The organism is Bacillus sp. ISL-18 (genome assembly GCF_018613415.1).
In the GTDB taxonomy this organism is placed as follows: Bacteria; Bacillota; Bacilli; order Bacillales; family Cytobacillaceae; genus Neobacillus.
The window spans coordinates 23,016-43,203 of the sequence record NZ_JAGGQG010000030.1 but is presented as its reverse complement, the minus strand read 5'-3'; the positions used below and the strand labels follow the sequence as shown (position 1 = coordinate 43,203).

General features: G+C 39.9%; 16 protein-coding genes. 15 read left to right on the top strand and 1 reads right to left on the bottom strand.

The window, feature by feature from the left end:
* Positions 1-46: 46 nt before the first annotated feature.
* The 6 genes from J7E81_RS28050 (at position 47) to J7E81_RS28025 (ending at position 6,601) form a co-directional block, all read left to right on the top strand.
* Entirely contained in the window at positions 47-937 is an 891-nt protein-coding gene (locus tag J7E81_RS28050; RefSeq protein WP_215047464.1) for a carbohydrate ABC transporter permease, read from the top strand.
* A complete protein-coding gene (locus J7E81_RS28045; RefSeq protein ID WP_251028933.1) occupies positions 937-1,842 on the top strand; it encodes a carbohydrate ABC transporter permease in 906 nt (301 codons plus the stop codon). Before J7E81_RS28050 ends, J7E81_RS28045 begins: the two co-directional genes overlap by 1 nt.
* Before the next feature lie 15 nt (positions 1,843-1,857).
* A complete protein-coding gene (locus J7E81_RS28040) occupies positions 1,858-3,717 on the top strand; it encodes an MGH1-like glycoside hydrolase domain-containing protein (RefSeq protein ID WP_215047463.1) in 1,860 nt (619 codons plus the stop codon).
* A 27-nt stretch (positions 3,718-3,744) separates the two neighbouring features.
* The gene (locus J7E81_RS28035; protein ID WP_215047462.1) at positions 3,745-4,791 is read left to right on the top strand and encodes a Gfo/Idh/MocA family protein; all 1,047 of its coding nucleotides are present in this window, start codon (positions 3,745-3,747) and stop codon (positions 4,789-4,791) included.
* Positions 4,778-5,671, top strand: coding sequence for a DUF6807 family protein (locus J7E81_RS28030; protein ID WP_215047461.1), 894 nt, complete (start codon positions 4,778-4,780; stop codon positions 5,669-5,671). The genes J7E81_RS28035 and J7E81_RS28030 overlap by 14 nt, the downstream gene beginning before the upstream one ends.
* 177 nt (positions 5,672-5,848) lie before the next feature.
* Positions 5,849-6,601: an NADPH-dependent oxidoreductase gene (locus J7E81_RS28025; protein ID WP_215047460.1), complete on the top strand. Its 753-nt coding sequence runs from the start codon at positions 5,849-5,851 to the stop codon at positions 6,599-6,601.
* A 176-nt stretch (positions 6,602-6,777) separates the two neighbouring features.
* Here J7E81_RS28025 and J7E81_RS28020 read toward each other — a convergent pair whose 3' ends face one another.
* Entirely contained in the window at positions 6,778-7,206 is a 429-nt protein-coding gene (locus J7E81_RS28020; RefSeq protein ID WP_215047459.1) for a ribosomal maturation YjgA family protein, read from the bottom strand.
* A 265-nt stretch (positions 7,207-7,471) separates the two neighbouring features.
* Here J7E81_RS28020 and J7E81_RS28015 point away from each other — a divergent pair, with 265 nt between their 5' ends.
* From J7E81_RS28015 to J7E81_RS27975, 9 genes are all read left to right on the top strand, one after another.
* Complete coding sequence (locus tag J7E81_RS28015; protein ID WP_215047458.1) at positions 7,472-9,403, top strand: fructose-1,6-bisphosphatase; 1,932 nt, start codon at positions 7,472-7,474, stop codon at positions 9,401-9,403.
* A gap of 154 nt (positions 9,404-9,557) precedes the next feature.
* Positions 9,558-11,864 (top strand): RNA polymerase recycling motor HelD, encoded by a 2,307-nt coding sequence (gene helD, locus J7E81_RS28010; RefSeq protein ID WP_215047457.1) that lies wholly within the window; start codon positions 9,558-9,560, stop codon positions 11,862-11,864.
* Positions 11,865-12,187: 323 nt separating this feature from the next.
* Positions 12,188-13,222 (top strand): LacI family DNA-binding transcriptional regulator, encoded by a 1,035-nt coding sequence (locus J7E81_RS28005; protein ID WP_215047456.1) that lies wholly within the window; start codon positions 12,188-12,190, stop codon positions 13,220-13,222.
* Between the two features lie 530 nt (positions 13,223-13,752).
* The gene (locus J7E81_RS28000) at positions 13,753-14,769 is read left to right on the top strand and encodes a Gfo/Idh/MocA family protein (protein WP_215047455.1); all 1,017 of its coding nucleotides are present in this window, start codon (positions 13,753-13,755) and stop codon (positions 14,767-14,769) included.
* Complete coding sequence (locus J7E81_RS27995; protein WP_215047454.1) at positions 14,770-16,020, top strand: ABC transporter substrate-binding protein; 1,251 nt, start codon at positions 14,770-14,772, stop codon at positions 16,018-16,020. It begins immediately after the preceding gene.
* A gap of 42 nt (positions 16,021-16,062) precedes the next feature.
* Complete coding sequence (locus J7E81_RS27990) at positions 16,063-17,010, top strand: carbohydrate ABC transporter permease (RefSeq protein ID WP_215047453.1); 948 nt, start codon at positions 16,063-16,065, stop codon at positions 17,008-17,010.
* The gene (locus J7E81_RS27985) at positions 17,007-17,837 is read left to right on the top strand and encodes a carbohydrate ABC transporter permease (RefSeq protein WP_308162298.1); all 831 of its coding nucleotides are present in this window, start codon (positions 17,007-17,009) and stop codon (positions 17,835-17,837) included. The genes J7E81_RS27990 and J7E81_RS27985 overlap by 4 nt, the downstream gene beginning before the upstream one ends.
* Before the next feature lie 19 nt (positions 17,838-17,856).
* Positions 17,857-18,819 (top strand): sugar phosphate isomerase/epimerase family protein, encoded by a 963-nt coding sequence (locus J7E81_RS27980; protein ID WP_215047452.1) that lies wholly within the window; start codon positions 17,857-17,859, stop codon positions 18,817-18,819.
* Positions 18,807-20,018: a Gfo/Idh/MocA family protein gene (locus tag J7E81_RS27975; RefSeq protein ID WP_251028932.1), complete on the top strand. Its 1,212-nt coding sequence runs from the start codon at positions 18,807-18,809 to the stop codon at positions 20,016-20,018. The genes J7E81_RS27980 and J7E81_RS27975 overlap by 13 nt, the downstream gene beginning before the upstream one ends.
* Positions 20,019-20,188 lie beyond the last annotated feature (170 nt).

Below are 20,188 nucleotides of genomic sequence, written 5' to 3'. Positions count from 1 at the left end.
GTGGTGACATCCTTCCTTACCTGCTTTAGATAAGGAGGAAACGTTTGTGACCAGGATTCAAAAGCAAAACATGGCTTGGGGCTATCTTTTTATATTGCCAGCTATTATCGGACTGTCCGTCTTTATTGTTGCACCCATGATCTTTAGTTTAATCGTAAGTTTTACGGATTGGGATATGGTTTCATCTTTTCATTGGATTAGCTTTCAAAATTATAGCAATATCCTGACTGAGGATATCAACTTTTGGAATTCGATCAAAGTAACATTTTTTTATGCGATCCTCCAAGTTCCATGTGTACAAATTTTTGCCTTTCTATTAGCCAATTTATTGAACAGTAAAATTAAAGGGCTATCATTCTTTCGAACAGTGTTTTATATCCCATCGATTTTTCCTTTTATCGCGGTAGCCATTCTATGGATGTTTATTTATAATCCCGATTTTGGTCTGCTAAATCAGCTGTTAGGGGTATTTCATATTCCCCCACAAGATTGGCTTGTCAGTAAATCTCTTGTTTTACCTTCCTTGGTTTTCATGTCCATGTGGATGTGTGGGGGAGCCATGGTAATCTACCTTGCAGCGTTACAGGGAGTTCCTAATCACCTTTATGAGGCGGTCGAAATGGACGGGGGAGGAAGAATTCGTAAATTCTGGCATGTGACGGTTCCGATGTTGAGCCCGATCATCTTTTTTAATAGTTTAATGGGATTAATCGGTGTGATGCAAACCTTTAATGAAGCGTATGTCATGACAAATGGCGGGCCGGATAAACAAACGTATTTCTATTTATTTATGATCTATCGAGAAGCTTTTACCGAAGGAAATATGGGGTACGCCAGTGCACTAGCTTGGATTTTGTTTATCATCCTCGCGGGTTTGTCCATTACTATTTTTAAGTTTTCAAGAAGCTTTGTACATTATGAAGCGGGGGGGAAATAATGAGAAGCACATTAACGACCAGTACTCCAACTAAACTGAAAACAAAAAAGCTGCCGCTCAAAATGGAAAAAAGGTCAGTAAAGGAGTTGACCTTCAAAGTTTTTCTTTACTTGGTCTTAATCATCCTTTCTATTGCTATGATTTTTCCTTTCTTTTGGTTAGTCAGAAGCGCATTGATGAATCAGGTGGAACTTTTTACGATGCCCGTTAAATGGCTGCCATCCGAGCTCCTATGGTCCAACTTTAAAGAAGCCCTCACAGCAGCACCATTTGGATTGTATTTCTTAAACACGATCATTTTGGTTGTTTTAAATGTCGTTGGGGCGGTTATAAGTAACAGTTTTATTGCGTTTGGATTCTCTAGAATTCAGTTTAAAACAAGGAATTTTTGGTTTGGTTTTGTTTTAATGACCTTGATGCTTCCTGGTGCAGTCATGCTGATTCCTCAATTTATCGGCTGGAAAGCAGTTGGAGCTTATAATACGTATATTCCTTTGGTTCTTCCGGCCTTCTTTGGCAATGCCTTTTTCATCTTTTTATTAAGACAATTTTACGCTTCGATTCCGTTTGAATATGACGAAGCTGCGAGAGTTGAGGGAGCGAATTACTTTCAGATCTGGTTAAAAATTATCGTTCCATTATCCAAACCGGCTTTGGTCACGATTGCGGTATTTACATTTATGCATGTTTGGAATGACTTTATGGGTCCCTTGCTTTATTTAAGTGATGAATCAAAGTGGACGTTAGCCTTAGGCTTGCAAGGTTTTAAAGGGCAATACTCGTCTCAGTGGAATTATTTAATGGCTGCTGCCACCGTCATGTTTGCTCCTTTAGTTATTTTGTTCTTCTTTGCACAAAAGCATATTATGTCGGGCGCCAATATCAATGGCGGGATAAAAGGATAAGATGGAGGTTCTTTCATGTCAGAGTATGAGAAATTGAAAAACCGGCTCGCAAGTGGCTGGAATACATGGAATACAAGGAGTGTACTTTCCCATGTGCAATTACCAAGCGGTTTTTCTATTAATCTAGGAATAAAGGAATATAAGAATGGTGATTATCTAAAAGAAGCGTTAGTAGGAAGGATAGACAGTGAAAGTGAACAGGTTCATCCGGGATTAAGATCTTTTGATGGGAGTTACACGGAATTGCATTTGGAATGGAAAGGAATCAAGCTATTCATCCAAAGTGCAAAGGACCTTGACGACCTTCTTATCTTAGTCACACCACTGGAAGATCAGCGCTTTCCGGCAACCCTTATTGTTGAATCAGCGATACTCTGGAACAGAGAAGGCTATGTGCTCCGAAATAGGGAGTTTCTTGCTGCCGTTCTTCCTGAACAAAAAATCGAAGTATATGTCACAAATGCGGTAATAGAAGAACTGAATGTCCACACACAGTCACCTTTTTTAGCGATTCGTCTTGACCAGCAGGTGGGTATCTCAACTGGCAGAAAAAGAAGTGTGGAAGAAATAAAGACTAGAATTGAAAATAGTAGAAAAAAGGAACGAAAAAGGATTCAAAAATACGGGGAATTAGCGGATGTTTACGAAGCGGTGGAAACCTGTTTGGCGTGGGACACCATTTATGATCCGATGAATGATAGAGTTGTTTCCCCTGTCAGCCGAATTTGGAACTGTACCCATGGAGGATATGCATTGTTCTGTTGGGATAACTATTTTGCTGCCTATATGGCATCTTTGGAAAATAAAGATTTAGCTTACGCCAATGCGATTGAGATAACTAGGGAAAAAGTGGACCGTGGGTTTGTTCCGAATTGTTCCTGGGGGAATGGGTTTAAGTCACACGATCGATCTCAGCCGCCCGTTGGCTCTTTAGTGGTAAAGGAAATGTATCGAAAGTTTGAAGAGAAGTGGCTGCTTGAGGAGGTGTTTGATGACCTTTATGAGTGGAATAGCTGGTGGTTTACAAATAGGAAAAATGGAAATCTACTATCCTGGGGTTCTACCCCTTATGAGCCAGTAATGGATAATTATTGGGAAATAACCGGAGTAAATGAAATCTTTGGGGGAGCCTTGGAATCCGGATTGGATAACTCGCCTATGTATGATGGGATCCCTTTTAATGCTGAAAATCATTTGATGCAATTACATGATGCGGGTTTAAATGGATTGTATATGATGGATTGCTATGCGCTCGCGGATATTGCAAACGTGTTAAAGGATGATAAACGAGTGAGTGAATTACTTGAGCGGGCTGAATTGATTTCAACTAACATGCAAGAGCTGTGGGGGGAGAAGGAAGGGATCTATTTCAACCGCCTAGTGGGTGATCAACAGGAGTTTAGTAAACGATTGTCACCGACTAATTTTTATCCATTATTGGGTAAAGTACCAACGCAGGAACAAGCAGAACGAATGATAAATGAACACTTTTTTAATCCTGAAGAATTTTTTGGAGAATGGATCATCCCATCTATTTCCAGAAATGATCCCTCCTACCCTGACCAGGACTATTGGAGAGGCCGTATTTGGGCTCCTATGAACTTCTTAGTCTATCTTGGTCTCAGAAATTATCAACTGCCGGAAGCTCAAAAAATCTTAGCAGAAAAGTCTAAGGATTTACTTTTAAAAGAATGGCTGAAACACGGTCATGTACATGAGAATTATAATGCCGATACGGGTGAAGGCTGTGATAAAAACAACAGTGACAGGTTCTACCACTGGGGTGCTTTGTTAGGGATCATTCCCCTCATTGAGGAAGGGTACTTGGCTGGCCCGGAAAGAGAGTTATCAATAGAAATAAAAAGCGGAATGTAAATTCTATTTATTCGAGGAGGAAACAGGATGAAATTCGGAATTGTAGGGCTAGGCTGGCCAGGACAGCAGCATGTCAGAGCCATTAAGGCATATGCGAAAGAAGCTGAATTAACTGCAGTATGTGATCTAGATCCCTTAAAAATAAAAGAATTTGAAGGACTCTGTGATACCTATAGCGATATTGACCTTTTCTTTGCAGAAGCAGATGTGGAGGCCGTTGTTCTCGCTGTTCCCCACCAATTGCATGCGGAGCTCGCCATCCGTGCGTTGCAGTTAGGGAAGCATGTTCTGATTGAAAAGCCGATGGCCCGTACAGTTGAGGAATGCAATCAGATGATTCAAGCGGCTGAGGAACATAACCGTACCCTTATGGTTGCCCAGAATTGGCGGTATACGCCATGGTGTATTGTAGCAAAAAGGATTGTAGAGAGCGGAGAGCTGGGGCAAATTCGGGCAGTTCGGACCGAGTGGCTGCTTAATTTCCGTCCATCTTTTCCAAAAGGAAGCTGGATTTACAACGGTGAATTGGCAGGAGGAGGTGCAATTGTCAGCTTGGCGATACATAATGTCGACGCCCTTCGTTTTATTGTCGGGGAAATCGAGGAAGTCTATACCAATGCCTTATATACAGATGATTGGTCCACAAATGAGGCTGAGAACTGGGCCATGTCACAGTTGAAATTTGATAATGGAGCGATCGGACACCTTTTCACCGGTTATACGCCATTTTTCCCGCCAGATAACGGAATGCTCCATATATATGGAGAAGAGGGAACGATGTTCTTTGGTCCCTACCAAGGGGAAAACGGATTGTGGATTCGATCAAGTAAACGATCATTAGACCCGGATGCGGGATATGAACGTGTGGAGATTGACAGTTTGGCTCCTCAACTGGATGGCCATCCTCAGACGAATCAGTTAAAACATTTCCTTGATAGTGTGAAAAACGGGACACGTCCTGAAACAGATGGCAGAGAAACCATCAAGACGATTGAACTAGTCACTAGTATGTATGCTTCAAGAAGAGATGGACTGCCAGTAAGGAATGGAGGAAAGATCAATGTTGGAAGCTAAAGGGGCGGAGAAGGCTTTGGGGCTTCAGACCAATTTTAGTGAAGAAGAGGGACTCTGGGAACTTAGCTTAAACGGGTTAAAGGTACTCGAGTACGTCTATCGTGTGCCTGAAGACCCGAACCCATCCTTCCGCTTAGTCAAAACAGCCGGAGGTCAGAGTATTACCCTCTATCATCCTTGGGATCATCCGTGGCATACGGGAATATTTTTTTCCTGGAAATATATCAATGGTCTAAATTTTTGGGAATCTATGTACCACGGGAAGAAAAATGTCGCCGTAACGGATTCCTTCCAACCGCTGGAAAATGATGCGGGCTTCCGTCAAACACTCTCCTACCTATCATTCGAAGGCGAAACACTCGTAAAGGAAAGCAGAGTGGTCCGTATCGAACAGGAATCAGAAGGTTATTTGATTCATTGGAATGGATCATTTACCACAGCGGGAAATAGCAGCATTACATTAGACAGGACAGAATATACGGAAAACACCCCATGGGGAGGATATGCCGGATTATCCTGCAGGTTCGACCGTAATTTCCTCGGCCCGGTGATCACTACCGACCTTGGAAACTATACAGCAGAGGAGGCTTATGCTAAACCGTTTAAGTGGTGTGACTATTCAGGTAAACTAGATGGATATGTAGAAGAGAAATGGGCTGGAGTCTGTTTGATGGATCACTTTTCCAATTTAAGGCACCCATCCCCGATGCTGACCTATGACTACAAAGATTTGCAGTTTTTACATGCCGCGTTTCTCCTTGAAAAGCCCTATGTGCTACAAAAGGGAGAGACTTTGGAATTAAACTATACGTTTTACGTTCATGACGGGAAAGCAGACTCAAACCTGTTGAATTCGATTTGGGAGAAGGTCTGTAATTAATAGTAAATATTATTTGGAATGGCTTAAAGGCTGGATATTAGAGTTATCTTTTCTAAACTCTAATATTCGGCTTATTTGTATGTTAATGATAGAGATACTGGTGACAGGAACATATTCAATTCGGACGTTTGAATTTGAAGTTGTGTGTGTAGTATCGTATAGACAAGGAGTGATTATATGAACGAAACAATTCAAATATTAAAAAACCATCGTTCCGTCAGGGAGTTCGACACTGAAAAAGAGGTAAGTGAAGCCCAGATTGAAACGATTATTGAGGCGGCTTTGGCTGCGCCCAATTGGATTAATGGTCAGCAAGTAACTGTGATTGAAGTAAGGGAGCCTGATAGAAAAGCAGGATTGGCGAAAGCGGCTGGCAACCAGCGATGGATCGAGGAAGCTCCCGTGTTTCTCGTGTTTTGCATGGATTTTTATCGGGCGAAGCTGGCAGCGGAAAAAAATGGGACTGATTTTAAAATCGTCGAGGACTTAGAAGCAATTTTGGTTGGATCCACAGATGTCGGGATTGCACTTGGAAGCACGGTAATCGCAGCGGAATCGATGGGACTTGGAATTGTTCCAATCGGAGGATTAAGGAGAAATCCTCAAGTCTTTGTGGATCTTTTGAATCTTCCGGAATATGTTTTTCCGATTTCAGGTCTGGTGGTTGGACATCCACGAAACGTACCTGGTCAAAAACCAAGGCTGCCACTGAAGGCTACCCTTCAAAAAGAACAGTACGATACTAAGATTCAAAGGGAAATCATTGACCAATATGATCAGACCATCTCATCCTATCTGTACGAACGGACAAATGGACAAGATTCTAGTGACTGGTCGAGTAAAATAGCTCAGTTTTATGATAACGGATTTGAACAATACAGAAAAAACTCCAGTCCTACGGTTAAAAATCAACGTTTTCAATACAAGTAGAAAAAGTGTTTGACCGATCAAATTGGGGGTTTCTATCAATTCGTTTTGGCGGATTTCAATGAATCAAACGAAACATCCCACGCTCAGAGTGTTCGATCTCTGAGCCTTTTTTGTGAGTAAACCCAGTTTTAGAAATGTAAAAAGTTCGCCAAACTTGTCCTCAATAGGCAGGTAACCTATTTGGAAGAACGATAGTGCCGGATCAATAGTAAATCCAAAAAAGCCGCTATGAGGATCCCAACGGTATAGCGAATAAGATCTGCAGTTAAAAAACCCTTGCCTAACACTAGGGCACCGAGCCATGTACTGCGGATTTGATTGATCCAATCTGCTTGATAAAGTTGCGAGAATTCAATCACAAAGCTAAACAACAAACTGAAAAAGATGCTGTTTTGCACGTTCTTTCTTGCCAGCAAGAAGCGAAAGCCAAAATAGACCATCATGGCCCACAGCGCATCGCCGGCATTCTCGGCTAGAAATAAAGGCAGATATTGACCGTATTTTCGAGAAGCAAGCCCCCAAAAAATCACAGCCACTGCAGAAATGAGATAGGTTTTCCTCAAGGTACGGGAAGTTTTGTTAGTAGATAATCGTTCACTTGCCAACTGAATCACTCTTTTAAAAAAATTATTTTAACAATCATTATATCAGATCCAAATCATACCTCACACTTCTCATTATTCCTGATAGGTAAAGGCCCATGTGTGCGTAGGACTTATGGACATAACGAAGTTTTCTCTATTAAAATAAATAAAACGATAAAAATATGGAGTAAGAAATTAAATATATTCTATTTTTCCAGTATAATAGGAAGTAAGAAATTTAGTAAAAGGAGAATACATAGTCGATTTTGAAAGGGGATACATATTCGTGAATGCAAAATATCTGGATTTATTAGCTCAAAAATATGATAGTGCTGAAAAAGTAGTAACAGAAATTATTAATCTCGAATCCATCCTAAATCTGCCAAAAGGGACTGAACATTTTGTCAGTGATTTACATGGCGAGTACCAAGCCTTCCAACACGTATTAAGAAATGGTTCTGGTAAGGTAAAAGAGAAAATCAATGACTTGTTTCAATATATTTTATCGGAAAATCAAAGGAATGAATTTGCAACTTTAATTTATTACCCTGAAGAAAAACTACAGCTCATAAAAAATCATTTTTATAATGAACTAGAGTTAAATAAATGGTATACAGAAATTATTGAGCGAATGATTAAGCTTATTTCGTATGCATCCTCTAAATACACACGCTCTAAGTTACGTAAAGCTTTGCCGAATCAGTTTGTCTACATCATTGAAGAGTTGCTTTACAAAAAAAATGATTCCACCAATAAGGATGATTATTATTCGAAAATTGTCCAGCAGATCGTCTCTTTAGGCCAGGCTGAAAAGCTGATTATAGGTCTTGCCTATACGACACAAAGATTAGTGGTTGACCATCTACATGTAGTGGGGGATATCTACGACCGTGGACCCGAGCCCGATAAAATTATCGAAACGCTGATCGGTTACCATTCGGTCGATATTCAGTGGGGAAACCATGATGTCCTATGGCTGGGGGCTTTTTCAGGGTCAAAGGTATGCCTCGCGAATATTATTCGTATTTGTGCTAGATACGACAATTTGGACATTATTGAGGACGTATATGGAATCAATCTAAGACCATTACTTAATTTAGCGGAAAAGTATTATGAAGATAATCCAGCCTTTAGACCTAAAGTCCATTCCGAAAAAAAATTAGCTGATTATGAACAATTGCAAATTACAAAGATTCATCAAGCCATCGCCATGATTCAATTCAAGCTGGAAATCCCAATTATCAAGCGGCGCCCGAATTTTAATATGTCAGAAAGGCAATTACTTGAGAAAATTGATTATGAAAAGAACGAAATAACGATCAATGGGAAAACGTACCCTTTAGAAAATAGCTGTTTTGCAACGGTTAATCCAGATCAGCCGGATCAACTATTAGATGAAGAAAAACAAGTGATCGACAAATTGCTATTTTCCGTTCAGCATTCTGAAAAGCTGGCAAGACATATGAATTTCCTCATGAAAAAAGGCAGCCTTTATTTGAAATATAACGGTAACTTGTTAATTCATGGTTGTATTCCTTTAGATGATGAAGGAAATATGGAAAAAATGACGATCGAAAATAAAACATATGCAGGCCGTGAATTACTTGATACGTTTGAATATTATTTACGATATGCTTTTAAACACCCGGAAATGACAGATGACCTGGCAACAGATATGGTTTGGTATTTATGGACTGGAGAATACTCTTCTCTGTTTGGAAAAAGAGCAATGACCACCTTTGAAAGATATTTTATTAAGGAAAAGGAAACACATAAGGAAATAAAGAACCCTTATTATTACTTACGTGAAAACGAAGATATTTGTAAAAAATTACTGGCTGAATTTGATCTCGACCCTGAGCAGGGGCATATTATCAACGGCCATACGCCCGTAAAAGAAATTGAGGGAGAAAATCCGATCAAAGCGAATGGAAGAATGATTGTCATCGATGGCGGTTTCTCCAAACCCTATCAATCTGTAACAGGTATTGCAGGATATACACTACTTTATAATTCCTACGGTATGCAATTGGTTGCCCATAAACAGTTTCATTCCAAAGAAGATGTCTTATGTGACGGCACGGATGTATTATCAGTAAAAAGAGTAGTCGATAAAGAACTGGTACGGAAAAAGGTAAGAGAAACGAATACAGGTAAAGAACTATTACAGGAGATTTCTATTTTGAATAGTTTGCGGGAATATCGATATATGAATTAACGAAAAAATAATACTAATGCACATGGTTAAATCCATCCTTACGATTTAAAAGGATGGATTTAACCATGTGGAAAACTTGACGGTAGAAAAGACTTCGTTTACTCTTATTATCCCAAGATTTCAAAATGGTATGGAGAGGTGAGGTGTAAAAAGGATGAGTGCCAAAGATCAAGTGTCGGCCCGAGACCATAAAGACTACCAAGCAGAAGTAGAGCGCTTAGAGTTTACGAAGGAATATATACGAACCGTTTTAGACATATCGAAAGAGAATAAGGAGTTTGCTGTTGAAAGTATGAAACAATCATTTGCCGAGCTGAATTCTAACGATAGCAGTACCAGTTACACCGATCTCCTAGCGAATGCAAATTTTCTTGAATTGGCTGAAAGTGAACTGAAAAGGTTAGAAAGCGTCATCGGTAAACCTTATTTTTCAAGGATTGACTTTACGAGTACTAGCACGAATACAGAAGAAGTTTTGTACATAGGAAAAGTGTCATTGTTTGACCGTGTCTCGCAGCAGCCGATTATCGTCGATTGGAGATCACCGATTGCCAATGTCTATTACGACGGCCGGCTGGGAGAGGTTTCCTATGAAGCATACGGGGAAACACAAACGGGTTACTTAGCCTTAAAAAGGCAGTATGAGATTATCGATGGATTATTAAAAGAAATCAGAGACATTGATTTAACCACCCACGATGAACTGTTGCAGAAGTCGTTGTCAGGAAAAGCTGACAATCGCTTAACAGAAATCGTTGCGACGATTCAAAATGAACAAAATGAAGTAATCCGGGCTTCTTTAACGCACCCGATTATCGTCCAAGGGGCGGCCGGAAGCGGGAAAACAACGATTGCACTCCATAGAATCTCCTACTTTCTCTATTCCTTTGGGTTTCGATTTCCTCCAGAAAAATTAATGATACTGGCACCTAACCGACTATTTATTGAGTATATCTCGGCCGTCTTACCGGAATTAGGGGTCAACAAGATTAATCAAACCACCTATATTGACTTTATGAGAAGCTGCTTGGACCCAAAACTCAAACTATTTTCGCCTAATTCCAAGCTGATCAAGCTCTTAGAAGCGAACCGAACTACCAAATCGATGCAATGGATTTCAAGCTTCAAGGGCTCACTCGAATTTAAGGAACTAATCCAGCGATATATCAATGAATTGGAAGAGAGTCTTGCCCCACATGAAGATTTTGTTGTTGAAAAATCCGTTCTGATGAAGGGCCTAAAACTAAAAAAGCTATTTTTAAAAGAATACACGTACCTGCCAATCTACAAAAGGCTTGGAAAAATAAAAAACCTGTTAGAAGAGGATCTAAAAAAGAAAAAGTCGATTATGTTAACGAATCTGAACAAAAAATATGAGGAGGCACTTGAGAAAGCCCTTTATAACACGAAAATGAAATCAGAAAAAAGGAAGCAAATAGTCGTTTCTTTAATGGAACGAAAGGAAGAGAGAAAGAAGCGGGTAGAACAAGAGGCAAAGACCGCTGTAAAAAAATATATGGATGCCTTTGTCATGAAGGATATTTTCACCCTTTACAAAGAACTTATGTCTTCTCCTGAATTACTAAAAAAGCATTCCTCTACTCTTTCAAATCAAGAATGTAAGGTACTTAGTAAGTACTGTTTGAAGATCTTTGAACGAGGTGCTTATGAATTGGAGGATTTAGCGCCGATCTTTTTCATGAAATCAAAGCTGGAAGGCATCGATGATAAATATAAAATGCGCAGTATTTTCATCGATGAAGCGCAGGATTACAGCTATTTTCAATTTGCGGCTTTAAAGGAAGGCTTTGAGACTGACTTGTTTACAATCGTCGGAGATTTGGCACAAGGAATCCATTCCTATCGCGGTTTAAATAGCTGGGCACCAGTATTGAAAGAGATCTTCCCGAATGCGACTTATCAAGCCTTACAAAAAAGCTATCGAACGACTGTTGAAGTTATGAATTTAGCGAACGACATCCAGATGTTAATGGAGCAAGAATTGCCTAAGGTCGAACCTGTTATTCGTCATGGGCAAAAACCACTTTTTAAAAAGATTGACCCTGCGATTCCGGAACAGGTCAGGGTGCTACTCGAACAAGATATTGCTTCACTCAAAGAGGAAGAACTGCACTCGATTGCTATTATTGGACGGACAGATAAAGAAAGCCAACGAATTTACCAGCTCTTCGAAAATAGTCATCTGCCGATTCAGTTGTTAGAGGAAAAAGAAGAAATGAAGAAGGGGCATGTCGTGATTTTACCTTCTTATTTATCAAAAGGGCTGGAGTTTGATTCTGTTTTGCTCGTATGCTTGGAGGAGTCGTATTCACGAGCAGACCTGGACATCAAATTGTTGTATGTAGCGATGACAAGGCCGATGCATCGTTTGTATTTATACGGGAAAGAGCCGGCCGACTTTTTATTAAATCGGACCGACGATACTAAATTTGATATATAAATAGAGGAAAGTAACTTCATGAAAAAGTAGGCTTTTTCTGTATCTAGCATTGATTAGCCGAGATGGTGTGATTGCTAATGCCCAAACCGGAAGAAATGGTATTAAAGGCATCATCTTCAAAGTAGATGATGCCTTTTTATATGAAAAGTATTAGATTTTTGATATAAAGTGGAACTGGGATTCAACAAGCATTTTGAACAGTTTGTGGACTTGGAAGCATAATTTCAAAATAATTTTTTGAAGAATGCGACTTTTTCTATAGCGAAAATCTCTATTTGTATGTTATATCTAGAATACAATGAAAAATAGGTAGGTGGTCTGGAATGAAAGTTACGGCAAAAATGATCGCGAAAGAATTAGGAATATCTACGGCCACCGTAGATCGAGTATTGAATAACAGAAGCGGAGTAAGTGAAAAGACAATCAGAAGAGTGAAAGAAAAAGCAGCCGAATTAGGCTACAGACCAAATGCAGCAGCCAAATTTTTGGCTACACAAAAAAGTATGAATGTCGCCTTCATTTTGCCTGTCATTCCACGCTATTTTTGGGACGAATTAGAACGAGAAATTATCAACTCAGCAAAGTTATATGAAGATTTTGGATTGAACGTACAAATTTTTCGAGTAGATACAATCCCAAAAGAGATTCAAATCGGATTTATCAAAGACTTGCTCGAACAGAATGTTTTTGATGCATTCGTCATTTCTCCTCACGATGCTGATCCTTATGTCGGAATAATAAATGATGGTGTCCGAAAGGGTATCCCAATATTCACATTAAATAACGATGTACCCAATAGCAACAGAATCTCGTTTGTAGGAACAGATTATTATTCCGCTGGATATTTGGCTGCGGAGCTAATTCAATCATTTACAAAGGAATTGCAAAATGTTGTCATCATTAGAGAAGATGAAAATACCTATCAAATGATTAATAAGGAAAAAGGATTTAGGGATTATTTTGCGAAGCAAAAGGGGCAAATGAATATACAGACAATTCCAGTCATGAGCGATAATATCCAACTTTCAGAGGAATGGAAAAGCAATATGCTGCTTTCAAGTGATGCGATTTATGTAGCGAATGGCGTGCTGGGTGAAATTGCCGATTATATTGATCATAAAAACTATAAGAATAACAAAATCGTGATTGGTCATGATATGAGTGAAAAAATTCATCTTTACCTTCAAAATAATGTGATTAAATCAGTTATTTGTCAAGATCCCTCAAGTCAAGCAAGGTGGATGGTACAAAAGGTATTTGAGTATGTGGTTCTAGAAGATAGAAGGGATCAAAGTGATACCATTATAAAGTTAGAAATTGTGACAAAGGCAAATGCAAAGTACTATATTAACTATTAATTTATAAAAAAATGATTGACGTACATCATGAAAGCCATTAAGATAGGATTATAAATCACTTAATTTTCAGAATTTATTGATTTATATGGTGTATTAATCTTCTCGAAATGAGTTGGGGGTGAATTCAATGCGCTAATTTAAGAATCATAAGTTTTTCCTTCGAGTAAATTTCTCCTATGATACCAATAATAGAGAACTCAATTCTCATCATTTCATCTAGGTTTACATAATTGGAAGAGAACTTTTATTTGTTTTTAAATGAAAGCGTTTCATTATGGTGATCTTTCCCTACTTTTCCTTCTAGAAATACATAAGTTAGTACATGAATTATTCCCCCTAAGATTGCACGCAGAAGACCCTTTTATTTTTGAATAAAATGATGAACGTACATCATTTGACTGCAACAAATTTAACTATTTGGGTTACTTGAAAGTAAATCATTAAGCATCATTTAATTAGATTTTCATCCTTTGGCATAAAATGATGTACGTTACTCAAATGCCAGAAAATTATAACAAAGGAGACGGAGAATGGATAAATTAAAGGTGATACAAGTTGGAACAGGGGGATTCGGATCCTCTTGGCTTGAAATATTGGATAGGTTTCAAGAAATCGAATTAGTTGCAGTAGTTGATGTCAATCCAGAAAATCTTGAAAATGCGAAGCAGTTTATTCAAAATAATTCCCCTCAATACTACACGGACCACATAGAAGCTTTTGCTAAAAGTAAGGCGGACATCGCTGTGATTGTCACCCCGCCACAGACGCATAAGAAGCTGGCGCTTGATGCATTAGCCTATGACTTATATGTCTTTATGGAAAAACCAATCGCGCAAAAATTTGAAGACGCTAAAGAACTGCTAGAAAAGTCCGACACATACGAGAAATTCATTATGATTAGCCAAAATTATCGCTGGAGACCAGAAATACAAGCTGTAAAAAAAGCCCTAGATGAAAATGTTATTGGAAAAGTAGAATATGTGGAATGGAACTTTCGCCGGGCAACCAAGTTCGGAGGCTGGCGAGATCAGTATTCCGAAATTTTAATAGAGGATATGAGCATTCATCACTTTGACTTAATGAGATACCTGCTCGGTGTAAATCCTTCCACTGTATTTGCTAAAAGCTTAAAACCATCCTGGAGTTGGTTTAATGGCAATAGTGCCGCAAGTCTAATCATGAGCTTTGAGGATATTCTGATCAATTACTTCGGAAGTTGGGTGACAAGAGGGAAAGAGACACCTTGGAATGGAGATTTTAAATTGGTTGGAGAAAAAGGTGTGATTGAATTGAATGATAATTGTCCCACGATTACGCTTGAAAACGGCGAAACCAAACAACTAGAGCAAGAGGAAATGGAATTTGAGGACCGAGCGTACTCCATTTTCGAGATGGTACAAGCCATTAAACAAGGCAGAATCCCATCAACGGTTCTTTCAGATAATATTCAAAGCTTCGCTTTAGTGGGCGCAGCCTTACAATCCATCCAACAAAATAAAGAAATCGATATTCAAGAGATGCTAGGGATAAGGAGTGTGATTTCCTAGATGAAAAATAAGATTCTGATTTTCGCTAGTATTCTGTTGCTTATTTTATTAGCGGCTTGCAGCAATTCTTCCAGTTCTTCCACGGAAGCCACAACGAAAGATGGGAAAGTAACCATCAAAATCTGGGATTATCTAGCACCCGATTCCTCATCAGCGCGTGAGCAGGTAGCATTGATTAAAAAATATGAAAAAGAAAATCCAACTATCAAGTTAGAGAGAACGTATATACCTTTTGCCGATTTGAAGACAAAGTTACTTCAAGGTGTAGCAGGCAATGAACTGCCTGATATCGTGGTCATTGATAACCCGGATCATCAGGCCTTTGCTGAAGCGGGTGTGTTTGCCGATATAACGAAGGAAGTCGAAGCATGGGGCCAGGCGGATAAATATTTTCAAGGACCTATGGATTCGGCCAAACTGAATGGCAAATATTATGGGATTCCAAATAACAGCAACGCCTTGGCTATCTATTACAACAAGGACTTATTTAAGCAAGCCGGTATAACGGAGTTACCTAAAACATGGGATCAGTTTGCAGAAACGGCTAAGCAGTTAACAAAAGGGGATGTCAAAGGGTTTGCGATGGCTGGAAAGAAAAGCGAAGAAGGGACATTCCAGTTCTTGCCTTGGTTATGGTCAGCCGGCGCTGATATCAACACCTTTGAGAGTCCAGAAGCCCAAAAGTCAATGGGCTATATTCAAAGCCTTGTGAAGGATGGTTCATTATCAAAGAATATGATCAACTGGGATCAGTCGGATGTATTGGTGCAGTTCCAAACCAAAAAGGCGGCAATGATGGAAAATGGACCTTGGCAGATTCCTATATTAAAGGAAAAATCAAAGGACATTAATTGGGGTGTGTTCCTGATGCCAAGCGATAAGCAATCCGCTTCCGTCCTTGGAGGGGAAAACTGGGCCATCACTGCCAATTCTCAGCACAAAAAAGAAGCATGGGATTTCCTCATGTGGACGCAGAAGCCGGAGGTCCTAGGACCAATGCATGAACTTGGTGGAAGATTACCAAGCAGGGAAGATGTCGCGTCTGATACTCAATATGAATGGGCGAAGGACGAGAACGTGAAGAGTTATATGGAACAATTGAAAACCGCCAAACCACGTGCGTACGGAACAAAGTATCCTGAAATTTCTACCTCCATCCAAGAAGCCATCCAACGTTCCATCACAGGGGAAAATGTGAAGAAAGTTATGGGTTCTACGGCAGATAAAATTAAGCCACTATTACCTAAGTAATAAATGGGAGAGTTTTTTCTCTCCCGTTTAAGGGGGTTCAGTATGTACAGTTCAACTAAAACCAATACCATCAACAGAACAGAGGCCGGCAATAGCGTGGTAAAGTTTTCTGTGTTGAAGCAAAGCTTGCCACTCTATCTCTTTATCCTCCCTGCAGTATTATTCATCATCTGCTTTATGGTGTACCCAATCATCTATAACATTATTGTCAGCTTTCAAAATCTAACCATACTTAATTTAAAAACTGGCGGTACTTTTATAGGTTTGGAAAATTACCTCGAAGTAATCAAATCAGAAAAGTTTGGGATTGCGTTAAAAAATACATTTATTTACACAGGTGTGTGTATCGTTTTCCAAGTAGTGTTTGGATACTTATTAGCTGTCTTTTTCAATCAGCAATTTCCATTCCGAAATTTCTTTCGTTCTATTTTTCTACTAGCTTGGATGACTCCATTAGTTATCACTGGAACTCTATTTAAATGGTTATTCGATGTTGACTATGGTGTCATCAATGAACTTCTCCTAAATTTTCATTTCATTGATAAGCCGGTCAATTGGCTGGGACAAGAAAGTACAGCGTTAGCTGCAGTGATCGTGACAAACATTTGGATTGGGATTCCTTTTAATATGATCCTGATATTATCTGCGCTACAAGCGCTTCCACTCGATGTATATGAAGCAGCAAAAATAGATGGAGCAAATAGATTCCAGACATTCCGCAAAATCACATTGCCACTTTTAAAGCCAACACTTTTCGTCATCCTAGTATTAGGTATTATTTATACTTTTAAAGTGTTTGACATTATTTTAGTCATGACGGGTGGTGGACCTGTGAACGCAACCCAGGTGCTGCCATTCTTTGGCTATGAGCAGGCGTTTGTGAACTTTAACTTTGGTGCAAGCGGTGCCGTTGCGACAATTATTCTCGTTATATTGATGTGTTTTTCACTCGTTTACTTATATTTGGTTAAGAAGGAGGAGTCAGCGTGAAGAAGTATACGGTCAAGCAGTATTTATTACTTCTTGCTGCCATCCTGATAACCATCATCTTCTTATTTCCGATTTACTGGATGGTGACAACATCGGTCAAGCCCATTCAAGATGTTTTTGCCACACCACCGATGATCATTCCGGAAACGATTCGATTCGATGCCTATGTAAAGAATTTAATCGAAGACCAAAGTCTTCTGCCTTACCTAAGGAACTCCTTTATTGTCGCGATTGGTACGGCAGCTTTGACGTTACTTATTAGCTTGCCATGTGCCTATGCCATCGCACGTTTCCGGTTAAAGGGAGCATCGATTTTACTATTAATTTTACTAGTTACACAGATGATCCCAGGCATCATGACCGCCATGCCTCTATTCATCTTGTTTACGAAGCTTGGTCTATTAAATAGTTATATGGCCTTGATTATCGGAAACACAACCACCGCACTTCCATTTGCCATTGTGGTCATGAGGCCCTTCTTTTTATCGATTCCAAAGGGGTTGGAGGATGCTGCGGTAGTGGATGGCTGTAATCGATATACGGCGTTTTTGCGGATTATTTTGCCTTTAACGAAACCTTCTGTTCTAACTGTAGGGACATTTAGCTTTTTGTTTGCTTGGGGTGACCTCATATTCGCGTTAACTCTAGCAACAGATGAAAAAATCAGACCACTGACCATGGGGTTAACGAAGTTTATCGGTCAGTATGGAACGCAATGGGATAATTTGATGGCGGTTTCTACTATAGCAGCAGCACCAATCATTCTCTTATTCTTGCTGTTGCAAAAGTATATTGTAAGTGGAATCACAGCAGGTTCCGAAAAATAATTGATAGGAGTGGAGAAGTATGAAACTAGGAGTATTTGCAGTATTATTTTCTAAAATGTCTTTGGGAGAAATGTTGGATCACGTAAAGGAAAGCGGGTTGGACACAGTCGAAATTGGCACAGGAGGCTATGTCGGAAATGCTCATTGTAACCCGAAGGAATTACTTGAAGATCGAACCAAATTGGCGCAATTTAAACAAGCATTCGAATCAAGAGGGATCAAAATCAGTGCATTAAGCTGTCATGGAAATCCGCTGCATCCAAATACAGAAATCGCCTATGAACACCATGACGTATTTGTTGATACCGTTAAGCTTGCATCTGTTTTGGGTGTAGAAAGTGTGGTTACTTTCGCGGGATGTCCAGGTGAATCGGACTTTTCACAACACCCAGTATGGAACACAAATCCTTGGCCGGATGACTTTTCCCAGGTGGTTCAGTGGCAGTGGGAAAAGAAAGTCATCCCATATTGGAAGAGACAGGTGGAACTGTTAGAGGAGTGTAATGTTCGCGTGGCGATCGAACCACACCCAGGATTCGTGGTCTATAATACGGAAACGGCCCTGCGCTTACGCAAGGAGTGCGGCGATCAAATCGGCATCAACTTTGATCCAAGCCACTACTTCTGGCAAGGAATGGATCCGGTCGCCAGTATAAGGGCATTAGGAGAGGCAATCGTCCATTTCCACGCGAAAGACACGAAGCTCGATAACCAAAACTGTCTTTTGAATGGGGTTCTTGATACCAAATCCTACCGCGATATCGCAAACCGATCCTGGGTATTTAGAACCGTCGGATATGGTCATGGAGAAGAGGTATGGAGGGAGATCATTAGTGCTCTTCAAGTTGTCGGATACCAAGGGGCTATTAGCATTGAACATGAAGACGGGCTTATGAGTGTTGAAGAAGGGTTTAGTAAAGCGGTGACATTCCTCAAGGATATGGTGATTCAAGAGGGGGCTAAGGAATTATGGTGGGCATAAGGAAAGAAGTCAGAATCGGGCTGGTCGGCTATAAATTCATGGGAAAGGCTCATTCACATGCCTATCAAGGTCTGTCCACCTTCTTTCAATTGGGAGTCAAACCAATAAAACAAGCCATTTGTGGAAGAAATGAAGCGGGAGTCCGGGAAGCGGCAGAGCAATACGGCTGGAATAGTTATGAAACCGATTGGAGGGAATTGATCACCAGGGATGATATCGACTTGATTGATATTGTGACTCCGAATAACAGTCATGCAGAAATCGCGATTGCTGCGGCCGAAGCGGGAAAGCATGTCTTTTGCGAAAAACCGCTTTCGCTGACGCTCGACGAATCGAAGAGAATGCTAGAAGCGGTAAGGAAAAATAAGGTCGTTCATATGGTGAATTATAATTATCGGTTTGCTCCTGCAGTTCAGTTTGCGAAAAAACTGATTGACGAAGGGAAACTAGGCAAGATTTATCATATCCGGGCTAATTATCTTCAAGAGTGGATCATGGACCCGAACTTCCCTTTAGTTTGGCGATTGGAGAAATCGGTTTGTGGTTCCGGGTCACACGGTGATTTAGCCGCCCATTTAATCGATCTGGCGCGTTTCCTAGTGGGAGAGTTCGAGGAGGTTTCTGGTGTGCTGGAAACTTTCATTAAAGAACGTCCGGCAGTGGCGGACAGTTCAGGTTTAAGTGGTATTGCTTCTACTACCGAATTCAAAAAAGTGGAAGTGGATGATGCCAGTATTTTTGTGGCCAGATTCAAGAATGGGGCCCTGGGCACATTCGAAGCCACTCGATTTGCAGCAGGCAATAAAAATGCCAATAAATTTGAGATCAATGGGGAGAAGGGCTCAATTAAATGGAATGCCGAAAATTTAAACGAGTTGGAAGTTTATCTCACCTCTGATGAACCCGGATTACAAGGGTTCCGGAAAATCAATTGTACCGAGGAGCAGCATCCATTTGCGGGATTCTATTGGCCTGCTGGGCATATTATTGGATACGAGCATACCTTCATTAATTTGATCGCTACTTTGATGAATGGAATTGAAAAAGGGGAAACGCCTTCTCCAAATTTTATGGATGGCTACATTACTCAAGCTATTATGGAGGCTGTTGAGAAGTCATCCAAACATAGGAGTTGGGAACAAATCGATCAATACATCAAACAGGAAGTATTGGAAAAAGAGAAGGAAACGCTTGTTTAGAGCAATTGCAGATAGTATAAAAAATAAATGGATAAAGTAATGATAACGGAAAAAGTCGTTTGGGAGAGAACTCAATCTATAAAAGGCTTGGAAAAATAAAAAACCGATTTTAAAAGCAAAAAAAATTCGTAAAATGTTCACAAATGTACTTTTCCATGATAATATTAGAT